Consider the following 20,176-nt stretch of genomic DNA (forward strand, 5'->3'; position numbering starts at 1 on the left):
CCTACCGGCCCCCACGAGGGGTGAACAGCGTGGCCGTGAGGCCGGTCACAACGGCCACCTCGCGGCTGGCAAGCCAGGCATCCAGTTCGGCTACCGGCACGGGCGGGGAAATGAAGAAGCCCTGCGCGACGTCGCACCCGTGGCCGGCGAGGTCTGCGTAGGCGACGCTGCTCTCGACACCTTCGGCCACCATCCGCAGGCCGAGGCTGTGCGCCAGATCGATGGTCGAGGCCACGAGCGCGGCCGCGCGCGGATCGTCGGCCATCGGCATCACGAAGGACTTGTCCAGCTTCAGCTCGTCGATGGGCAGATCACGGAGATACGCCAGGGAGCTGTAGCCGGTGCCGAAATCGTCCACGGCGATCCGCACCCCGAGGTCACGCAGCCGGGTGAGGATGGCGTGTGCCCGTTCCCGGTCTCCCATCAGGAAGTCTTCGGTGATCTCGAGCACCAGAACTGAGGGAACCAGCCCGCGCGCGGCGACCATGTCAGCGATCCGATCGGGCAGTTCAACGTCGACGAGTGAGCTTGCCGAGAGATTGACCGCCACAGACAGCGTGCGCCCTTGCTCCTGCCAGCGAGCAGTCTGATCCAGGGCCTTCTCGAACACGATCTGCGTCATCGCCGGCATCAGCCCGGCCTCCTCGACGAGTGCGAGGAAGGCATCCGGATAGAGCAGCCCGCGCACCGGGTGATCCCAGCGCACGAGGGCCTCAACGGCCCGGACGGTGCCGACAGCGAGATCGACCTTGGGCTGGTAGTGGAGCAGCAGCTGGTCTTCGAGCAGCGCCGTGCGCAGCTCCGCCAGGGTGCGTAACCGCTCGTCGCCCTGGCCGTCGTCGTCGCGGTAGACGTGGTGCCCGCCCCGCGTGGACTTCGCCCGGTACATGGCCATGTCGGCCTTGCGCAGCAGCAGGGTGAGGTCCTGGCCCTGCTCGGGGTGGAGGGCAATTCCGATGCTGGCGTGGGCCTGCAGGGTGATGCCGGCCAGGGTGAACGGTTCGGCCAGTGCCGTGCGCAGCTTCACGGCGACGCTCTCGGCCGCGGCGACATCGCATCCGTCGAGGTGGATGGCGAATTCGTCCCCACCCAGTCGGGCCAGCAGATCGGCCTCGCGCAGCTGCGCCGACAGTCGCCCGGCCACCACCCGGAGCAGACCGTCGCCAACGTCGTGTCCGAGGCTGTCGTTGACCTCCTTGAATTTGTCGAGATCAAGCAGCAGGAGCGCACTGCGGCGTTGCCGATCGGCGGCCAGCCGAGCGGGCACCTCGGCGTACAGTGCGCGCCGGTTGGGCAGGCCGGTGAGCTCGTCCGTCATGGCTTGGCGGTGCATGTCCGCGAGCCGGATCCGCTGCCTGAACACCAGGGGAACCGCGGCCAGCACCAGGGTCAGGCTGGCGAGCGCCACTGCGAGCGGCGGGACCTCCACCTCGCTTGCCAGGATCAGGACACCCAGCCCGGTGGCCGTGGCCAACGCCGGCACGGCCTGCGCGGGAATCGACCACGCCGGGACGGGTCGCGTCCTGTCGGCGCGGGCGGATACGTCGATCCAGCACGCGATAAAGGCGAGGCCGATGGCCCAGCCCATGTCGAGTGGGGTGCCCACGACGTACAGGTCGGTGAGTTCCAGCAGGGCGTAGGTGACGTCGGTGGCGGCAAACGTCATCAGGCCCAACACGAGCAGGATCCATCGGGGACCCGCGTTCCGCCCCTGGGAGGCCCCGACCCCGACGAAGACGGCCACGAGCAGCAGGTCGGCCAGGGGATACGACACCGCGACCGCAGTGGCCAGCGAGGCCGGTCTGTCGGCGACGGGGCCCAGGATGGGATTCAGCAGCACCGCCAGCACGGCTGCCGCGGCGACGCTGCCCAGGGCGCCGTCCAGCGCAACAGACCAGGCCATGTCCCGCGCTTTCCGGCGCACCAACACCACCAGCGCAGCCATCATCAGGGGGCAGAAGGCCAGGAACCCGATGTCGGCGAGCGACGGGTACGGCAGCGTCACGCCGAAGCCTGCCGAGAGCACAAAATAGATGTTCCCGACCGCCCAGGAGGTCACCGCTGCCGCAGCGAGCACCAGCTCCAGCTGGCCGAACCGGGTGCGGTGGAGGGCCCGCACGCAGACGAAGATGGGAACCACCATTGCGAGCAGCCCCAGCCACCCGTCGACGAGCGGGCTGAACTCGGTGTCACGTCGGAGCAGGATGGCGACGGAGAACGTCGCCAGCAGGAGCGCCATGATCCAGATCGGCCACGAGGCGAACCGCCCACCTGACCGTGTCTGTTCACCCTGCGCCGCAGATGTAGTCGCCGCCATCGCCGCCCCCAGACTTCGTCTACTCACGTTAGCCGTCACATGGTGCTTCCAGGGACACTCTCGCCAAACCCGACGACGATGGGGGCATCCGGGGCGCGCCGGGCGCTATTGGTCGGCGTGCTCCTCGAGGAACCTGTACACCTCGGTGTCGTCGACGCCGGGGAAGGTACCGCTGGGCAGCGGCGAGAGCACGTGCGCGTGCAGCCGGGCGCTCGGCCAGGCCTGGCCGTCCCAGCGGGCGGCGACCGCGCCCGACGGACGCCGGCAACAGGACTCGTCGGGGCAGCGGGACACCGCCCGCTGCGTGGTCTCCCGGCCGCGGAACCACTTGGCCTGCGCGAACGGGGCGCCGACGCTGATCGAGAACTCGCCATCCGATGTGCTGCCGGTCTGGGTGGCGCACCAGAAGGTGCCGGCCGGGGTGTCGGTGTACTGGTAGAACTCGGTGGTGCGGTTGGTGTGCGTGAACGCGCTGCGGGCGCTCCACTGCTTGCAGACCAGCTGGCCTTCGATCGACCCGGTCACGTCCGCGGGCAACGGCAGGCCGTCGTTCTCGTAGCCCTTCTGCAGCGCGCCGTCGCCGGTGACCCGCAGGAAGTGCACGGTCATGTCCAGGTGGGTGGTGGCCAGGTTGGTCAGCCGCAGCGCCGCAGCCTCGTGGGTGACTCCGAACGCGTCGCGCAGGTCTTCCACCGAGAGCACCCGCTCCCGCTTGGCGTTCTGCAGGAACGTGCGAGTGGCCTCCAACGGCATCAGGCAGCAGGCGGCGAAGTAGTTGATCTCCAATCGCTGCCAGAGAAATTCGGCGTAGCTGGCCGGGCGCTCGTGACCGAGCAGCCGGTGCCCCATCGCCTGCAGCGCCATCGACCGCAGCCCGTGCCCGCCCGGGATCGACGCCGGCGGCAGGTAGATGCGGTGGTTGGCCAGGTCGGTCACCGACCGGGTGGAGTGCGGCAGGTCGTTCACGTAAATCAGGGTGAAGCCCAGCTGCTCGGCCATCACGCTGACCTCGCGGTGGGTGAGCGCGCCGGAGACGTGCCCGGAGGCGCGCACGCGCTCCTCGGCAAGTTTTTCGATGTCGGGCATGTAGTTGCCGCGTTCCCGCATCCGTTCGCGCAGTTCGGTGTTGGCCCGGCGGGCCTCCTCCGGGGTGGCGATGGCCTCACTGGCCCGACGGGCGAGCTCGCGGTGCAGGCCCACGAGAGACTCGATCGCCGGCAGCGGCATGCCCTTGGTCACCTTCACCTGGGGCAGGCCGAGCGCACCGTAGAGCGGGTTCTTCTGCGCCCGGGCCAGCTCGATCTCCAGGGCCGCCCGGGTGTTGGGCGCCTCACCGCTGAGCAGGTCGGCCAGCGGCACCCCGAGGGCCTGCGCTAACTGCTGCAGGACTGACAGCTTGGGCTCGCGCCGGCCGTTCTCGATCAGGGAGAGCTGACTGGCCGCCAGACCTACCTGCTCACCGAGCTGGTCCAGGGTGAGCGCGCGCTCGCTCCGAAAGTGACGGATGCGATGACCCAGGGTGACGAGGTCGGAGGCCGGCGTTGGCATTCCTTAAGCATACGTAAAGAACCGTGGTTCTTAACGACTGTTTTCCGGTTCCTGACCCCGATTCGGTCGCATTCTTAATGCACAGGACGAAATTAGCGCTCCTGCCCCACTCTTCCCGCCCCGTCCGAATCCTGAGGAAGGCCAGACCATGACCGTCACCCACCCCGTGCGCAGCGACATCCGCGCCCACACCTTACACGCGACCCAGACCTCGGCCGCCACCGTCCCCGGTGTACCCACGGGTACCACCGACCCCGCCCTGCGGGCCTGGGTCGACGAGATTGCCCGCCTCACCCGGCCCGACGCCATCGTCTGGTGCACCGGCACCGCGCAGGAGGCCGACGGCCTGTCCAAACAGCTCGTCGACGAGGGCAAGCTCATCAGGCTCAACCCGGAGTGGCGGCCGAACAGCTTCCTCGCCCGCACCAGCCCGACCGACGTGGCCCGGGTGGAGGACCGCACCTTCATCTGCTCCACCGACCCCGATGACGCCGGCCCCACCAACACCTGGGCGGAACCGAAGGCGATGCGCGCCGAACTGAACGGCGTCTTCGCCGGCAGCATGCGCGGCCGCACGATGTACGTCGTGCCGTTCTCGATGGGACCGCTCGGTGGCCCCATCTCGCAACTCGGCGTGGAGATCACCGACTCGCCCTACGTGGTGCTGCACATGGGCATCATGACGCGGATGGGCGCTGCCGTGCTGCGCCTGATCGAGGCGGGCGCCCCGTGGGTGCACACCGTGCACAGCGTTGGCTTCCCGCTCGTGGACGGTGCCGGCATCCGCCGGGCCGATGTCACCTGGCCCAGCAACGACACCAAGTACATCGTGCAGTTCCCCGAGGACCGCGAGGTCTGGTCGTTCGGCTCCGGCTACGGCGGCAACGCCCTGCTGTCGAAGAAGTCGTTCGCGCTGCGGATCGCGTCGGTGATGGCCCGTGATGAGGGCTGGCTGGCCGAGCACATGCTGCTGATCAAGGTCACCTCACCCGAGGGCGGCACCTACCATGTGGCCGCCGCGTTCCCCTCGGCCTGCGGCAAGACCAACCTGTCGATGCTCAAGCCCACCGTTCCGGGCTGGACCGTGGAGACCATCGGCGACGACATCGCGTGGCTGCGCCCCGGCGACGACGGCCGGCTCTGGGCGATCAACCCCGAGGCCGGGTTCTTCGGCGTGGCCCCCGGCACCGGTGAGACCACCAACCCCACCGCCGTGCAGACGGTGTGGGGCAACACCATCTTCACCAACGTCGCCCTCCGCGACGACGGCGACGTGTGGTGGGAGGGCCTGACCGACACCCCGCCCGCGCACCTCACCGACTGGGAGGGCAACTCCTGGACGCCCGACAGCGGCCGGCCGGCCGCGCACCCCAACTCCCGATTCACCGTGCCGGCGGCGCAGTGCCCGTCGATCGCCGACAGCTGGGAATCCAGTGGGGGAGTGCCCATCGACGCCATCCTGTTCGGCGGCCGGCGCGCCACCAACGTGCCGCTGGTCGCGGAGGCCCGCAGCTGGAAGCACGGCGTGTTCATGGGCGCCACCATCTCCTCGGAGAAGACCGCCGCCGCCGAAGGCACCGTGGGAGAGCTGCGCCGAGACCCCTTCGCAATGCTGCCGTTCTGCGGCTACAACATGGCCGACTACTGGGCGCACTGGCTGCGGGTCGGCCGCGGACTGGGCGTCAAGGCGCCCGCGATCTTCCAGGTCAACTGGTTCCGCAAGGGCGAGGACGGCAGCTTCCTCTGGCCCGGCTTCGGCGAGAACTCCCGGGTGCTCGAGTGGATCATCCGCCGGGTCGAGGGCAGCGTCGACGCCGTCGATACCCCGATCGGGCGGATGCCGGAGCCCGGCGCCATCAACGTCGACGGCCTCGACGTGACACCGGATGCCCTCGAGCAGCTGTTCCGCATCGACCCGGCCTCCTGGCTGGCCGAGTGCGACCTCACCGAGGAGTTCTTCGGCCGATTCGGCGGCCGAGTGCCGGCCGCGCTGCGGTCCGAGCTCGCCAGCCTGCGCTACCACCTCGCAACGTAGCGGCATCCGCAAATAAGGAGATAGTGATTTTTTAGGACGGAATAGGATGCTGTCGTCCAGGCGCAATCAAGGGTGAGAGAGCCGGTACCAGTCATGCATGATGACAGCACGCTCGTGGAATTGCGGATCAGCCGGTTCGTCCGGGAACGGCTCCGACCAGCCCTCAACCGGGCCGCCGTGCCCCTCGCCATCGAATCGTGGGATGCTCCGGGTGAGCCCGTACCCTTCATGGACGCCATCCGCCAGGACTACAGCCCGTTCGGTACCGGCCGAACCTGGGGGCGGCCGTGGGGAACGACCTGGTTGCACGTCACCGGCAGCGTTCCGGCCCAGTGGCCGGTCGACGACTCCCTGCGGGTCGAACTCCTGGTCGATCTCGGCTTCAGCAAGGCGACGCCGGGGTTCCAGGCCGAAGGCCTGGTCTGGTCCCCGGACGGTGTCATCCTCAAGGCGGTCGAGCCCCGCAACCGCTCCGTCCCTCTGACGGTGGGACCCGGTGGGCGCATCGACCTTTACATCGAGGCGGCCGCCAACCCGGATGTCACCTCCGGCTTCACCTTCGTCGCCACCGATAAGGGCGACCCCGCCACGGCCGGAGCCACCCCGATCTACCGGCTTCGGCAGGTGGACGTGGTGCTCAAGGACCAGACCGTGTGGGAGCTCCTGCAGGATTTCTGGACCCTGACCGGTCTTATGCGTGAGCTTCCCACGGGTCTCGCCCGGCGGGCGGAGATACTACGGGCGCTGGAACGCAGCATCGACGTCGTGGACCCTGACGACGTCGCGGGCACGGCGTCCCGTGGACGCGCCGCGCTCGCCGAAGTGCTCGCCCGACCGGCGAACGCGAGCGCCCACCATCTGCACGCCGTGGGCCACGCCCACATCGACAGCGCCTGGCTCTGGCCGGTGCGGGAGACTGTGCGCAAGGTGGCACGCACCTTCTCCAATGTGCTGGCCCTGATCGAGGCGAACCCGGACTTCACCTTCGCCGCGTCATCCGCCCAGCAGTATGCCTGGCTCAAGGAGCACTACCCGGAGCTGTTCGCCAGGGTCAAGGCGCAGGTCGCGGCCGGCACGTTTGTGCCGGTGGGTGGGATGTGGGTGGAGTCGGACACCAACATGCCCGGTGGTGAGGCGCTGGCTCGCCAATTCGTCGCCGGGAAGCGTTTTTTCATGGAGGAATTCGGCGTCGAGCCGCTGGAGGTGTGGCTGCCCGACTCGTTCGGCTATTCGGCGGCGTTGCCGCAAATCGTGGCGGCGGCAGGGTCGCGGTGGTTCCTGACCCAAAAGACCTCCTGGAACGAGACCAACCTGATGCCGCACCACACCTTCCGGTGGGAAGGCATCGATGGCACTCAGATTTTCACCCACTTCCCTCCCGTCGACACGTATAACGCGGAGTTGTCGGGGGAGGAGCTGGCGCGAGCGGAGCACCAATATGCCGAGAAGGGGTCGGCCAACACGTCGCTCGTGCCATTCGGATGGGGGGACGGCGGCGGCGGACCGACCACGGAGATGATCGCCGCCGCCCGCCGAACCGAGTCGCTGGAAGGCTCGCCGACGGTGGAGCTGTCCAGCCCGCGACGGTTTTTCGAGGCGGCCGAGGCCGAGTACCCCGAGCCGCCGGTCTGGCTCGGCGAGTTGTACCTCGAGTTCCACCGGGGCACCTACACCTCCCAGGCTCGCACCAAACGCGGCAACCGCCGCAGCGAGCACCTGCTGCGCGAGGCCGAACTGTGGGCGGCCACGGCATCCGTGCGCTCGGGGGTCGCCTACCCCTACGATCTGCTCGAGCAGACCTGGCACACCGTGCTGCTGCAACAGTTCCACGACATCCTGCCCGGCTCCTCCATCGCCTGGGTGCACCAGGAAGCCGAACGCAACTACGCCGCCGTCGCCGGGACCCTGACCGACCTGATCGAGACCACTGTGCGGCAGCTGTGCTCCACCGGCGACAGCACAGTTCTCCTGAACGCGGGCCCGTACGCCCTTGACGGCGTGGCGGGGCTGGCGGGCGCGGATGCCGCCCACCCCGATCCGGCGGCGCCGGCGGCTGACGTCACCCTGACCCGCACGGCGGCCGGCCTCGTGCTCGACAACGGACTCGTGGCCGTCACCATCGACGCCGACGGGCTCTTCAGCTCGGTGTGGGACGTGATCGCGCACCGCGAGCTGGTGCCGGCGGGTTCCCGGGGCAACCTGCTGCAGCTGCACCGGGACACCCCCACCCAGTGGGACGCCTGGGACATCGACGAACACTACAAACGCAACACCGTGGACCTGACCACGGCGGAGTCCGTCGAGGTGATCCTGGACACGCCCGACCGGGCCCGCGTGCGGGTGACCCGTGCCTTCGGGACCTCCCGCGTGGTCGAGGACATCACCCTGTCGGCGGGGTCGCCGGCGGTGGATCTGCACTTCGATCTGGACTGGCACGAACGGCAGAAGCTGCTCAAGCTGGCCTTCCCGCTCGACGTGATTGCCGACCGGGCCGCCTCGGAGATCCAGTTCGGCCACGTCTTCCGGGCCACGCACACCAACACCTCCTGGGATGCCGCCCGGTTCGAGACGGTGGCGCATCGGTGGGTGCACGCGGGCGAGCCCGGCTACGGGGTGGCCGTGGCCAACGATTCCACCTACGGACATGACATCAGCCGGTCCCCGGACGGCGCCGGCCGGTCCGCGACCACGGTGCGGCTTTCGCTGCTGCGCGCGGCGGTGTTCCCCGACCCCGCCGCCGACCAGGGCCGGCATGAGCTGCGGGTCTCCCTGCGGGTGGGCTCCGGCATCCCCGAGGCCGTGGCCGAGGGCTACCGGCTGAACCTGCCGCTGCGCACCGTGACCGGGGTGGCCGACGCTGTCGTCGAGCCCCTGCTCCGGGTCGACAACCCGGCCGTGGTGATCGAGGCGGTCAAGCTCGCCGAAGACCGGAGCGGGGATGTGATCGTGCGGCTGTACGAGGCGCACGGCAATCGGTCGACGGCGCGTCTCATCCGGCATTTCGAGGCGACGGATGTGGTGGAGACCGACCTGCTCGAGCGCCCGCTGGCCGAGCCCCGCGTCGAGCTCGCCGCCGGGGCGCCGCTCCCGGTGGAGTCGCACGCCCTCACCCTCACCCTGCGCCCGTTCGAGATCGTCACGCTGCGCTTCATCCGCCGCCGGTAACTCGCGAAAGCGGCCACGTGGTCGTGTCGCGGGTGCGGAGGCAGCCACGTGCCCGCTCTCGCGGGGAGAGTGGACCTCGCGGAAGACCTCGCGAGTGCTGTTAGACCAGCAGCTGGTGCTTGGCCAGGTCGCGGTACAGCGGGGTGGAGAGCACCAGCTCGGAGTGGGTCCCGGTGCCGACGACCTCGCCGTGGTCCAGGACCACGATCTGGTCAGAGTCGACCACGGTGGAGAGCCGGTGCGCGATCACGATCAGGGTGCGGTCCACCGCCACGGCGTCGATGGCCTCGCGCATCAGCTGTTCGTTCATGCCGTCCAGGCTTGAGGTGGACTCGTCCAGCAGCAGGATCGGCGGGGCGGCGAGCAGCGCCCGGGCGATGGCGAGGCGCTGGCGTTCGCCGCCGGAGAGTTTGACGCCGTCTTCGCCGACCGCGGCACCGAGGCCGGCCGGGTCGCGGTCGAGCACCTCGCCGAGGTTCACGGCGTGCAGCACGGCCACGCACTGCTCGTCGGTGGCGTCCGGCGTGGCGAGGGTGAGGTTGTCGCGCAGCGAGCCGGCCAGCACGGGGGCGTCCTGCTCCACGTAGCCGATCTGACCGCGCAGGTCGGTGCGGTCCAGGCTGCGGATGTCGAGGCCGCCGAGCCGCACCACGCCGGAGTCGGCGTCGTAGAACCGCTCGATCAGCGCGAGGATGGTGCTCTTGCCGGCACCGGACGGGCCCACCAGAGCGGTGCGCAGACCGCGGGGGGCACTGAACGAGACGCCGCGCAGCACCGGTGTCGGGGTGGCAGGGCCGACAGCAGGGGCCGTCGTGTCGGGGCCGGTGAACTCGGTGGTGGCGTCGGGGGTGCTGCCGTCCTCGGCGGCGAGGACCGCCTGGGCGACCGGGCCGGGGCGCACGGCAGCCAGCTGCTCGCCGGTGGCGGCATCCGTCGTGGCGAGCACGGTGGGGGCGTAGTGGAAGCGCACGTCCTCGAACGAGATCGCCGGCGCCTCCGGGTTGACCTTGGCGTTCGCGGCGCCCACCACGATGGCCAGCGGCGCGATGTCGCGGTCGAACTGGTCTTCGCTGGGCAGGTCGATGATCTCCTGGATGCGGCCGAGGGCGCCGAGCGCCGAGTTGACCGAGGTGATCGCGCCGAAGAACTGGCCCAGCGGCATGATCATCATGAACAGGAACAGGATGAACGACACCAGGTCGGCGATGGTGATGCTGCCGTCCGCCACCCGGAAGCCCCCGACGCCGAGCACCACGAGCAGCGACACCTGCAGCGCGATGCCGGCGATCGGCACGACCAGGGCCGAGACCTTGGCGACCTTGATGCCCATCTGCCAGGCACCCTCGGCGTCCTTTTCGACCACCGCGATCTCGCGGGCGGTGGCGTTGGCGGCGCGCACCGTGCGTACGGCGCTGATGGCCCGTTCAACGCTGGCGGCCAGGTCGCCGACCTTGGTCTGGGCGGCCAGGCTGGCGGTGCGGATGCGCCGGGACAGCAGCACCACGGTAACCACTGACACGGCGATCACGAGCACCGTCAGGCCCAGCAGCACCGGGTCGATGATGAGCATCGCGATGATGGCGCCGATGAAGGTGAGCGACCCGCCGATGGCCTCCACGGCGCCCTGGGTGAGCACGGCGCGGAGCAGGGTGGTGTCCGAGCTGACCCTGGAGACCAGGTCGCCGGTGCGGCGGGCGTCGAACTGGCTGATCGGCAGGTTCAGCATCCGCCCGATCAGGCGGCGGCGGCTGGAGAGCACCACGCCCTCGCCGGTGCGCTGCAGAAGGTAGTGCTGGTATCCGCTGATCAGGGCGGAGACCACGACGAGCGCGACGAGCCCCGTGACGATGTTGTCCAGCGGGTCGCCGGCCTCGACGAGGGTGATCACCTGGCTCACCAGCAGCGGCTGGGCCAGGCTCGCGGCGGCGCCGAGCACGCTGAGCACCACGACAACGCTGAGCACGGCCCGGTGTTCGGACAGGTAGGGCAGCAACTGGCTGAAGGAGGCCCGCGGCCCTTCGGTCGGGGCGCCGCGGCGGCCCATCCGGGAACGTGTCCTGGGTGCGGGGGTGTCGGACGCGGGGGTGCTGGTGCCGGGGGGTGTCGTACTCACCAGTCGAGCTTAACCGGCGCCCGCGCGGATGCGGGCGTCGCCGGGTGCAGGCTAGCCACGGCCGTACTTCTTGTGCACGGCCTGCCGGGAGACCTCGAGGGCCAGCGCGATCAGCTGCCAGGGCGCATTGGCGTTGCGTGCCCGCCGCACGGCCAGGGCCTCGGCGCGGTCGAGTTCGCCGCGCATCCGCTTGATTGCCCGCAGTGTCTCGATCGGGTCGCCCGAGCCGGCGTCGCCCACCAGTGTTCGTCCCGTGTCATCCAACATGTGTCAACCGTAATTGACAGATCCCATTCGTGTCAACTCAAATTGACATCCGATTGCGCGAAAGCGGCCATGTGGCTACCTCAGCGAACTGAGACAGCCACACGACCGCTTTCGCGAGCTGTAGCGCCAGCGTGGGTCGAGCCGCGCGGGTCAGCGCTCGAGGTCGAGGTCGCGGGTCTCGCGGCTGAGGTAGAGCGCCACCAGGGTGATCAGGCCCATCACCGAGAGGTAGATGCCCACCCAGAACGGGCTGCCCTCGCCGAGGGTCCACAGCCACACGGCGATGAACGGGGCCACGGCCGCACCGAGGATCGAGCTCATGTTGTACGCGAACGCGGAGCCCGTGTAGCGCACGTGGGTGGGGAACAGCTCGGGCAGCAGCGCGCCCATCGGGCCGAACGTCATGCCCATCAGGCTGAAGCCGAGGATCAGGAAGATCATTACGCCGAGGAACCCGGCGCCCAGCAGCGGCACGAACAGGAACCCGAACACGACGATTCCCGCGGTCACCCAGAGCAGCGTGCGGCGGCGGCCGAACCTGTCCGCCCACGGCCCGGAGGCGAGGGTGAAGATGCCGAAGAACACGACGCCGCCGATCATCATCAGCACGAACGTGGTGTAGCTGTAGCCGAGGCCCGCCACCGGCGCATCCGTGGCGGCACGGCCGTAGCTGAGGCTGAACGTGGTCATCAGGTAGAACAGCACGTAGGTGGCCAGCATGATGAAGGTGCCCAGGATGAGTTCACGCCAGTTGGACTTGAACACCGCGGCGAGCGGCAGCTTGGCGACCTTCTTGGTGGTGACGATCTTGGTGAACGCGTCGCTCTCCACCAGGCGCAGACGCACCCAGAGGCCCACGATCACCATGACGGCGCTGAACAGGAACGGCACCCGCCATGCCCACTCGAGGAACGCATCCGACGGCCGGGTCGGGTCGTCGGAGGGCAGCAGCAGCGCGATGAGCAGGAACAGGCCGTTCGCGATGATGAAGCCGAGCGGGGCGCCGACCTGCGGGAAGGTGCCGTACCAGGCGCGCTTGCCCTTGGGGGCGTTCTCGGTGGCCACCAGGGCCGCGCCGCTCCACTCGCCGCCGAGGGCGAAGCCCTGGGCGAGGCGCAGGATCACCAGCATCGCCGGGGCGAGCCAGCCGACCATGGCGTAGGTGGGCAGCAGCCCGATCAGGAACGTGGCGATCCCCATCGTGAGCAGCGCTCCGACCAGGGTGGCCTTGCGGCCTTTCTTGTCGCCGAAGTGGCCGAAGAACAGGGCGCCGAGCGGCCGGGCCACCATGGCGGCGCCGAACACCGCGAAGGAGGCGAGCAGGGCGGCGGTCTCGTTGCCGGACGGGAAGAACAGGTGCGGGAAGACCAGCACAGCGGCGGTGGCGTAGACGTAGAAGTCGTAGAACTCGATGGTGGTGCCGATGAGGCTGGCCAGGATGACGCGGCTGCGAGGATTCGTGGGCGCGGGGGCGACGGATGTGGCCGCCGCGGTGGATGCTGACATGAGTGTGGGCGCTCCGAATGAAGGAAATGGCGTGGCTGAGTCTGGGCGCGAGACGGCGGTCAGTCGTCTGGGGCGGACGGGTTGACGCTCAGAAAGACGGCGGCCGCTTGTGGCGGCCTGATTCACCCTACATTCGGGTGGTCGTGCTGGGCGAATCCGTTCCGGTCGTGGTGCCCGACCGGAGCGGCGAGACGCGGGGGAGGGCCACGGTGACGTGGGTGCCGGTGTGGCCGTCCGACTGCAGGTCGATGGTACCGCCGAGCCTGTCGACGAGTCCCTTGGTGAGGGGGAGCCCGAGCCCGGTGCCCGCCAGCAACTCGGCGCTCGCCGATCTGAAAAACCTGTCGAAGACCCGCTCGATGTCCTGCGGCGGGATGCCCACCCCGTTGTCGCTGACGGTGAGCAACATGCCGTCGGTGTCGGTCGTGCAGCCGACCCAGACCTGCCCGTGCGGAGGAGTGAACTTGACGGCGTTCGAGACCAGGTTCGTGAGCACCCGACGCAGGTCGGACGCCGAACTGCGCACATCGAACGGTCCGGCGCCGAACTCGGCGGTCAGGCTCACCCCGGCGGCGTGCGCCTGCGGGGCCTGCTCCTCGACACATTCGGCCACCAGTGCCGCCAGGTCAACGGCCTCGTCCTGGCCGGTGTCGGTGTGGGTGCTCATTTTGGAGAGGTCCAACAGGTCCTCCACCAGTTGCGCCAACCGATGCGAGTTGCGCACGATCACCCGGGTGAAGCGGGCCTGATCGGCGTCGAGAGTGGTGTCCTCGAGCTCCTCGGCAAAGCCCAGGATGCTCGTGATCGGGGTGCGCAGCTCGTGGCTGACCGACGAGACGAAGTCATCCTTCTGCCGGTTGAGCTCGCGCAGGGCCTGCACCACCTCCCGTTCCCGGCTGAGGACGTCGTCGCGCTGGGCCAGCTCGGCGGCCAGCAACAGCATCGAACTCGCGAAGGTGACCAGGAAGATTTGCACGTACGGTCCGCTCGTGCCGGTGGCGCCGCTCTGCGCGGCGCTGAAGTAGCCGATCCCGAGCGAGGTGAGCCCCGACGCGACCATTGCCGTGCCGCAGACTTCCCAGGCCACGATCCGGATCCCGAACCTGAAGGCCGCCCAGGTGAGCAGCGGCAGGATGAGGAAGGAGATCGGCAGTGACCGGCCCGGCCCGTACACCACTCCGAGCACCAGCATCATGGCGCCCACCTGGATGAGCAACTCCAGGCGACGCTCCGCCCGCGCCTGGCTACGGCGCACCAGGGCAAGAGGGACGAGCACAAAAACGGCGAACGCGTGCGAGGGGATGGCGGCAAGCAGCACCTGGCCGAACGAGGCGCCCTCGAACAGCGTCACCGTGCTCGCGGCGACGAGCCCGATCGCGACGGCGCCACACAGAACGGCGATGGTGAACCGCAGCACGTCCCGCACGGTGTCCAGGCGGGCCGGTTCGTCGCGGCGAGCGACGATGGCGCTGAACACCCAGGCCTCGAGGGCGTTGGCAAGACCGAAGCCGAGGGCAACCGGCAGGGGACGGCCGCCGCCGAGGTTCGCGGCCACGGTGACCACGGTGACCAGTATCGCCACCACGGCGCGTTCCCGGCCCCTGGCCACACACATCGCGAGCACGGCGGCGGCCGCGGCGGGCCACCACTGGGCGACACCGGTCGGCGAGGGCGGCGCCGCGAGGGAGGCCCTGCCGAGGCCATAGGCCACCAACAGAAGCACGAGGATGGCCGCGTAACGCCAGCGGCGCGGCGCGGCCCACAGCGACACGACAAGATTGTTCACTCGCGTGGTGCCTTCCCCGTGAAGCCGACCGCGGCGCGATTGGATATTGTCAACTTAGTGTGTCGTGTGCCCAGTGCGGGTGACACGCGCTGAAGATAGACCGCCGAACCAGGGGACACGCCGTATGTCACGCATTTTGATCGTCGAGGACGACGAAGACGTCAGGGCCCTGATCGGCCACAAACTGCGCCGGGCCGGGCACGAGGTGTCCGAGGCTGGCGACGGTGAGGAGGGCCTCGCGGCCGCCCGCGCCGGCTCGCCCGATCTGATCGTGCTGGACTGGATGATGCCCAAGCTCACGGGCATCGAGGTGTGCGCGCAGGTGCGGGCCGACACCGCGCTGACCCAGCCGCGCATCCTGTTGCTCACCGCCAAGTCGCAGGACAGCGACATCGCGCTGGCCCTGGCGACGGGCGCGGATGGCTACCTGATCAAGCCGTTCCGCGCCAACGACCTGCTCGAACGGGTCACCGCGCTCCTCGAATCCCGCTAGGGCCTAACACTCGCGGAGGGCCTTGAGCACCAGGGCCGTGGCCAGCGCCGCGGTGGCGGCCTCCTCGCCCTTGTCCTCCTTCGAGCCGGGCAGTCCGGCCCGGTCCAGGCCCTGCTGCTCGTCGTCGAGGGTGAGCACGCCGAAGCCCACCGGCTTGCCGGTGTCCAGCGCCACCCGGGTGAGGCCGTCCGTTGCCGCCGCCGACACGTACTCGAAGTGCGGGGTGCCGCCGCGGATGATGACCCCCAGTGCCACCACAGCGTCGGCGCCGTTCTCCAGCGCCACCTTGCTCGCCACGGGCAGCTCGAAGCTGCCGGGCACCCGCACGAGCGAGAACGTCGCCCCGGATGCCTCGAGCACCCGGGTGGCTCCGGCGATGAGACCGTCGGTGATCACGTCGTGCCAGCGGCCGGCGACGATCACCACCTCCAGTCCGGTGCCGTCGACGTCGATGGCGGGGGATCCTGCTCCACTCATAGTGCGAGTCCTTTCACGATCTGGTGTGCTGAGATTTCGTGACCCATCCGGTCACGCTTGGCGGCGAGGTAGTCCTCGTTGTGGCTGCCAACGCCCACGACCAGCGGCACCCGTTCGGTGACTGTCACGCCGTAGGTCTGCAGCTGGCGCACCTTCTCCGGGTTGTTGGTGAGCAGCCGCACCGAGCCCAGGCCCAGTTCGTCGAGGATGGCGGTGGCCGCGCCGTAGTCGCGGGAATCGGCCGGCAGGCCCAGCGCGAGGTTCGCGTCGAGGGTGTCCAGGCCGTCCTCCTGCAGCTTGTATGCGCGCAGCTTGTTGATCAGGCCGATGCCGCGACCCTCCTGGCCGCGGAGGTACACCACCACGCCGCCTTCGCGTTCGATGGTGTCCAGCGCGGCCTGCAGCTGCGGCCCGCACTCGCATTTGAGCGAGCCGAAGGCCTCGCCGGTGAGGCATTCAGAGTGCACCCGCACGAGGGCTCCGTCCTGCGGGCTGCCCGAGACGATGGCGACATGGTCGGCCCCGGTCATCCGGTCGCGGTACGCGCGAATCTGGAACGAGCCGTGTTCGGTGGGCACCGTGGTCTCCACCTCGAAGTCCACCCGCGGCGATTCGCGGATCGGGCTGACCGAGGCGAGGTCGTCGTCGCAGTGGAACTCCTGCAGGTGCGCGATGAGGTCGGCGATGGTGATCACCGGCACGCCCTCCCGCTCCCCGAGGAGGAGCAGTCCGGGCAGACGCATCATCTCGCCGTCTTCTGCGACGATCTCGGCGATCCCGGCGACGGGAGTGAGCCCGGCCAGCTTCATCAGGTCGACCGCGGCTTCGGTGTGGCCGTCGCGTTCCCGCACTCCGCCGTCCATGGCCCGCAACGGCAGGATGTGGCCGGGACGGTTCAGGCTGGCCGGCGTCGAGCTGGGTTCGGCGAGCACCCGCAGGGTGTGCGCCCGGTCGGCCGCGCTGATGCCGGTGCTCAACCGGTCGGCAGCGTCGACGGTGACGGTGTAGTTGGTGCCGCGCGGGTCCTCGTTGTTGAGCACCATGACGGGCAGGTCGAGGGTGTCGGCGATGTCGTTGGTCATCGGCGCGCAGATGAAGCCGCTCGAGTGCCGCACGGTCCAGGCGATCCACTCCTGGGTGGCCAGTTGGGCGGAGATGATCACGTCGCCCTCGTTCTCGCGGCCCTCGTCGTCGGCGACGATGACGGGCTTGCCGAGCCGGAGTGCCGCCAGTGCGGTGGGGATGTCGGCGAGGCTCATGGGGTGCTCCTTAGAACTGCGGATGGTGCGGATGTTTCGGTCGAGGGGGCTGCGGCGCTCGCCGCGAGGGCGAGCATCCGTTGCACGTGCCGGGCGAGGATGTCGGTCTCCAGGTTGACCCTGTCGCCCACCGTCAGGCCGCCCAGAGTGGTGGCGGCGAGGGTCTCGGGGATCAGCGACACCTCGAACCACTGGTCGGGCTGGGCGGCGGCGGAGATGCTGCTCACCGTGAGGGAGACCCCGTCGATGGCGATGGAGCCCTTGTCCACCACCAGCGGCGCCAACGCCGGATCGAGGCTGAACCGCACGACCCGCCAGGCATCGCCGGGCACGACGGCCAGCACCGTGCCGGTGCCGTCGATGTGGCCCTGCACAATGTGGCCGCCGAGCCGGCCGCCCACCAGAGCGGCGCGTTCGAGGTTCACCGGGGTGCCCGCGGTGACGCCGGCGAGGGTGGACATCGACAGGGTCTGCGCCATCACGTCGGCGGTGAAGGTCGAATCGGTCTGCTCCACCACGGTGAGGCAGACACCGCTCACCGAGATGGAGTCGCCGTGCCCGGCGCCGTCGACCGCGAGCGGGCCGCGGATGGTGAGGCGGGCAGCATCCTTCGTTCGCTCGATGCGCTCGACGGTGCCGAGCTCCTCAATGATTCCGGTGAACATGGTGGTCCTTCAGCTCGTCTGTGTGTCGGGGCGTGTGCCGGGGTGTGCCGCGGCGGCCCGGGTGGTCTGGTCGGTGGGGCTGGTCTCGGCGGTAGTGGCATCGGTGTCGGCCGGCCGGGCGACCAGCAGCAGGTCCTCGCCGAGGTGCTGCAGCTCTCCGATCCGCAGCCGGCGCTGGGCGTCGATGCCGGTGACGCCGATGTCGCCCAGGGCCAGCCTGTCGCCGCCGAGCAGGGTGGGCGCCAGGTAGACGAGGTACTCGTCGACCAGGCCGGCCCGTACGAAGGCGCTGGCCAGGGTGGGGCCGCCCTCCACGAAGACCCGGCGGATGCCGCGCTCGTGCAGCTCGGCCAGCAGCGTGGTGGCGTCGTGCCCGGCCAGGAACCACGGGGTGAGCGGATGCCGGTGCACGGCGGCGTCGGCCGGCACCGGGCGGCGCCCCACCACCACGGGCCGCGGCTGATGCGGCAGCAGGGTGCCGTCGGCGGCGCGGGCGGTAAGCGACGGGTCGTCGGCCAGGGCGGTGCCGGTGCCCACCAGGATCGCGTCCGCGCGGGCGCGGCGCTCGTGCACGTCCCGCCGGGCGGCCGGGCCGGTGATCCACTGGCTGGTGCCGTCGGCGGCGGCGGCGCGGCCATCCAGGCTCGACGCCCACTTCACGGTCACGAACGGGCGGCCCAGGCGCGCAGAGACCAGCCAGTCGGCCAGGAAGGCCGCCACCTCGTCGGCGAGCAGGCCGCCGGTCACGTCGATGCCGGCCGCGCGCAGCCGGTCGCCGCCGCCCGACGAGTGCGGTCCGGGGTCGGCGACGGCGTAGACCACCCGGCCGATGCCGGCGTCGATGAGGGCCAGTGCGCACGGCCCGGTGCGGCCGGTGTGGTTGCAGGGTTCGAGGGTGACCACGGCGGTGGCGCCGCGGGCATCGGCCGGGTCGAGCCGGGCGAGGGCGTCCACCTCGGCGTGGCAGGTGCCTGCGCCGCGGTGCCAGCCCTCGGCGATGATCTCGCCGGCCGGGCTGAGGATCACGCAGCCGACCCGGGGGTTGACCCCCTCGGCCGGGCCGTTGCCGGCCAGCTGCAGGGCTCGGCGCATCGCGCGCTCGAGCGTGTGCTGCTGGTGCATTCCCTGTCCCGTCGTTTGGGCGCTCCGGGAGGGGATTTCGCGTACGCGAAAACCGTCGACGGTCCACAACGAACCATCGACTCGTGCGCCTCCCATCCGGACTTTAACCGTCGGTGCTGGAGTTTCACCAGCTCAACCGGGACCCGAAAAGCAGGTTCCAGCTCGCGGACTTTCACCGCCGGTTCGGATTCTCACCGACCCCGGAGCACGTATCTACTGTCAGTTATATCTCAACGCGTACCGGTCCGGCGTATTCCCGGCGTAACCCGGCGACCTCCGCCGCTGGGTCAGGCGTTGGCGACCAGGGCCCGGGCGGTGCTCTCGTCCACGAACAAATCGGTGATCAGGTCGGCTTTCAACGCGCCGCGGAGGCTGGCAAGCTTGGCCGTTCCCGACACGACGCAGAGCCGTCGCGGGGTCTGCCTGAGTACCGTGAAGTCCGGGCCGGTGCCTCGGGCGTTCAGCTGGATGCCGTCGGTGGACCCGTCGGCCCGGTAGAAGATGGTGGCCACATCGCCCACTACCTCCGAGCGGCTGAGCGAGGCGTAGTCCGCCTCCTCGAGGTAGCCGCCGGCGTAGACGTGGCTGGGTACCTCGGAGAACGGCGAGCCGAGGCCGAACAGGGCCACGTCCATCCGGGACTGCATCTCGAGCAGCCGGCTCACGCTGCGTTCGCGCCAGAGGGCCTGCTTGGTGGCCGGGTTGTCGAAGAACGCCGGCACCGGGAATTGGTGGACGTGTGCGCCGAACGCGTAGCCGAACCGGCCGAGGATCTCGCTGGCGTAGCTGAGGCCGGTGGTGCGCATATTGCCGGCGCCGTTGAGCTGGATGATCTGCGACCCGTGGGTCTGCTTGGGTGTCACGTGACGGCTGATGGCGTTCATCGTGGACCCCCAGGCGATGCCCATCACCATGTTCGAGTCGAAGAACTGACCGAGAATCCGTGCAACCGAGAGGGCCACCCGCTCCAATCTGTCCACATCCGTGGCGTGATCGGGCACCGGAACGACGTGCGCGGTGATGTGGAAGCGCTCCTGGATGAGCAGTTCGAGGCGGCTCGGTGCGTCCAGCGGGGAGCGGATCTGGATGTCGACGAGGCCGGTCGCGCGGGCGTGACTGAGCAGGCGGGACACCGAGGAGCGGGAGGTGTGCAGCTCGTGGGCGATGGCATCCATGGTCAGGTCCTGCATGTAATACAGGTGCGCGGCCGTGAGGGCATCCCGCACCCGATCGGACTGCGCTGACTCGTCGACGAGGCTCACAGCCCCTCCTTGCACGTTTGTTCACCCGGCTTGACCGGATGTGATTGATCTACTCAAGCTTGATTAATCCATATGGAGGGCCCCCGCGCAAACCCGGCTGGGCCGTCCGCACCAATTCAGCCGAACAGCACAGGGTCATCCGTCGGCCGAAGAACGAACAA

At 69.5% G+C, this 20,176-nt stretch carries 14 protein-coding genes and 1 riboswitch; of the genes, 3 read left to right on the forward strand and 11 right to left on the reverse strand.

The annotated features are described in order from the left end of the window. Position 1 precedes the first annotated feature (1 nt). Positions 2-2,239 (reverse strand): bifunctional diguanylate cyclase/phosphodiesterase, encoded by a 2,238-nt coding sequence (locus E3O60_RS17275; RefSeq protein WP_166789023.1) that lies wholly within the window; start codon positions 2,237-2,239, stop codon positions 2-4. Positions 2,240-2,422: 183 nt separating this feature from the next. Then, complete coding sequence (locus tag E3O60_RS17280) at positions 2,423-3,865, reverse strand: helix-turn-helix domain-containing protein (RefSeq protein ID WP_103459312.1); 1,443 nt, start codon at positions 3,863-3,865, stop codon at positions 2,423-2,425. A 148-nt stretch (positions 3,866-4,013) separates the two neighbouring features. Here E3O60_RS17280 and E3O60_RS17285 point away from each other — a divergent pair, with 148 nt between their 5' ends. Both E3O60_RS17285 and E3O60_RS17290 read left to right on the forward strand, forming a co-directional pair. Then, a complete protein-coding gene (locus E3O60_RS17285; RefSeq protein ID WP_134498778.1) occupies positions 4,014-5,900 on the forward strand; it encodes a phosphoenolpyruvate carboxykinase (GTP) in 1,887 nt (628 codons plus the stop codon). Positions 5,901-5,993: 93 nt separating this feature from the next. Continuing rightward, the gene (locus E3O60_RS17290; RefSeq protein WP_134498780.1) at positions 5,994-9,065 is read left to right on the forward strand and encodes a glycoside hydrolase family 38 C-terminal domain-containing protein; all 3,072 of its coding nucleotides are present in this window, start codon (positions 5,994-5,996) and stop codon (positions 9,063-9,065) included. A gap of 100 nt (positions 9,066-9,165) precedes the next feature. Here E3O60_RS17290 and E3O60_RS17295 read toward each other — a convergent pair whose 3' ends face one another. From E3O60_RS17295 to E3O60_RS17310, 4 genes are all read right to left on the reverse strand, one after another. Further along, a complete protein-coding gene (locus E3O60_RS17295) occupies positions 9,166-11,109 on the reverse strand; it encodes an ABC transporter ATP-binding protein (protein ID WP_088455227.1) in 1,944 nt (647 codons plus the stop codon). Between the two features lie 120 nt (positions 11,110-11,229). Beyond that, on the reverse strand, positions 11,230-11,445 hold the full coding sequence (locus E3O60_RS17300) for a hypothetical protein (RefSeq protein WP_088455228.1): 216 nt from the start codon (positions 11,443-11,445) through the stop codon (positions 11,230-11,232). Between the two features lie 150 nt (positions 11,446-11,595). Further along, positions 11,596-12,951 (reverse strand): MFS transporter, encoded by a 1,356-nt coding sequence (locus E3O60_RS17305; protein WP_134498782.1) that lies wholly within the window; start codon positions 12,949-12,951, stop codon positions 11,596-11,598. A 127-nt stretch (positions 12,952-13,078) separates the two neighbouring features. Continuing rightward, complete coding sequence (locus E3O60_RS17310; RefSeq protein WP_134498784.1) at positions 13,079-14,737, reverse strand: HAMP domain-containing sensor histidine kinase; 1,659 nt, start codon at positions 14,735-14,737, stop codon at positions 13,079-13,081. 124 nt (positions 14,738-14,861) lie between these two features. On the opposite strand from E3O60_RS17310, the gene E3O60_RS17315 reads away from it, so the two are divergent. Then, a complete protein-coding gene (locus E3O60_RS17315; protein WP_088455231.1) occupies positions 14,862-15,230 on the forward strand; it encodes a response regulator transcription factor in 369 nt (122 codons plus the stop codon). A 3-nt stretch (positions 15,231-15,233) separates the two neighbouring features. Here the strand turns inward: E3O60_RS17315 and ribH are convergent, their stop codons facing one another. The 5 genes from ribH to E3O60_RS17340 form a co-directional block, all read right to left on the reverse strand. After that, positions 15,234-15,707: a 6,7-dimethyl-8-ribityllumazine synthase gene (gene ribH, locus E3O60_RS17320; protein WP_134498786.1), complete on the reverse strand. Its 474-nt coding sequence runs from the start codon at positions 15,705-15,707 to the stop codon at positions 15,234-15,236. After that, entirely contained in the window at positions 15,704-16,966 is a 1,263-nt protein-coding gene (ribA, locus tag E3O60_RS17325; RefSeq protein WP_134498788.1) for a GTP cyclohydrolase II, read from the reverse strand. The genes ribH and ribA overlap by 4 nt, the downstream gene beginning before the upstream one ends. Then, positions 16,963-17,631, reverse strand: coding sequence for a riboflavin synthase (locus E3O60_RS17330; protein WP_134409451.1), 669 nt, complete (start codon positions 17,629-17,631; stop codon positions 16,963-16,965). The genes ribA and E3O60_RS17330 overlap by 4 nt, the downstream gene beginning before the upstream one ends. Before the next feature lie 9 nt (positions 17,632-17,640). Continuing rightward, positions 17,641-18,753: a bifunctional diaminohydroxyphosphoribosylaminopyrimidine deaminase/5-amino-6-(5-phosphoribosylamino)uracil reductase RibD gene (ribD, locus tag E3O60_RS17335; protein ID WP_241993304.1), complete on the reverse strand. Its 1,113-nt coding sequence runs from the start codon at positions 18,751-18,753 to the stop codon at positions 17,641-17,643. A gap of 80 nt (positions 18,754-18,833) precedes the next feature. Beyond that, a riboswitch (FMN riboswitch) is annotated at positions 18,834-18,965 on the reverse strand. Positions 18,966-19,040: 75 nt separating this feature from the next. Next, a complete protein-coding gene (locus tag E3O60_RS17340; protein WP_088457859.1) occupies positions 19,041-19,943 on the reverse strand; it encodes a sugar-binding transcriptional regulator in 903 nt (300 codons plus the stop codon). Positions 19,944-20,176 lie beyond the last annotated feature (233 nt).

Origin of the sequence: Cryobacterium sp. TMB1-7, assembly GCF_004402435.1 — a bacterium.
In the GTDB taxonomy this organism is placed as follows: domain Bacteria; phylum Actinomycetota; class Actinomycetes; order Actinomycetales; family Microbacteriaceae; genus Cryobacterium; species Cryobacterium zongtaii.

What these genes read in the sequence shown, in the direction of transcription:
- E3O60_RS17275 (WP_166789023.1), bottom strand. Translation starts at nt 2,239, where the DNA reads ATGGCGCTCCTGCTGGCGACGTTCTCCGTCGCCATCCTGCTCCGACGT.
- E3O60_RS17280 (WP_103459312.1), bottom strand. Translation starts at nt 3,865, where the DNA reads ATGCCAACGCCGGCCTCCGACCTCGTCACCCTGGGTCATCGCATCCGT.
- E3O60_RS17285 (WP_134498778.1), top strand. Translation starts at nt 4,014, where the DNA reads ATGACCGTCACCCACCCCGTGCGCAGCGACATCCGCGCCCACACCTTA.
- E3O60_RS17290 (WP_134498780.1), top strand. Translation starts at nt 5,994, where the DNA reads ATGCATGATGACAGCACGCTCGTGGAATTGCGGATCAGCCGGTTCGTC.
- E3O60_RS17295 (WP_088455227.1), bottom strand. Translation starts at nt 11,109, where the DNA reads ATGGGCCGCCGCGGCGCCCCGACCGAAGGGCCGCGGGCCTCCTTCAGC.
- E3O60_RS17300 (WP_088455228.1), bottom strand. Translation starts at nt 11,445, where the DNA reads ATGTTGGATGACACGGGACGAACACTGGTGGGCGACGCCGGCTCGGGC.
- E3O60_RS17305 (WP_134498782.1), bottom strand. Translation starts at nt 12,951, where the DNA reads ATGTCAGCATCCACCGCGGCGGCCACATCCGTCGCCCCCGCGCCCACG.
- E3O60_RS17315 (WP_088455231.1), top strand. Translation starts at nt 14,862, where the DNA reads ATGTCACGCATTTTGATCGTCGAGGACGACGAAGACGTCAGGGCCCTG.
- ribH (WP_134498786.1), bottom strand. Translation starts at nt 15,707, where the DNA reads ATGAGTGGAGCAGGATCCCCCGCCATCGACGTCGACGGCACCGGACTG.
- ribA (WP_134498788.1), bottom strand. Translation starts at nt 16,966, where the DNA reads ATGAGCCTCGCCGACATCCCCACCGCACTGGCGGCACTCCGGCTCGGC.
- E3O60_RS17330 (WP_134409451.1), bottom strand. Translation starts at nt 17,631, where the DNA reads ATGTTCACCGGAATCATTGAGGAGCTCGGCACCGTCGAGCGCATCGAG.
- ribD (WP_241993304.1), bottom strand. Translation starts at nt 18,753, where the DNA reads ATGCACCAGCAGCACACGCTCGAGCGCGCGATGCGCCGAGCCCTGCAG.
- E3O60_RS17340 (WP_088457859.1), bottom strand. Translation starts at nt 19,943, where the DNA reads ATGCAGGACCTGACCATGGATGCCATCGCCCACGAGCTGCACACCTCC.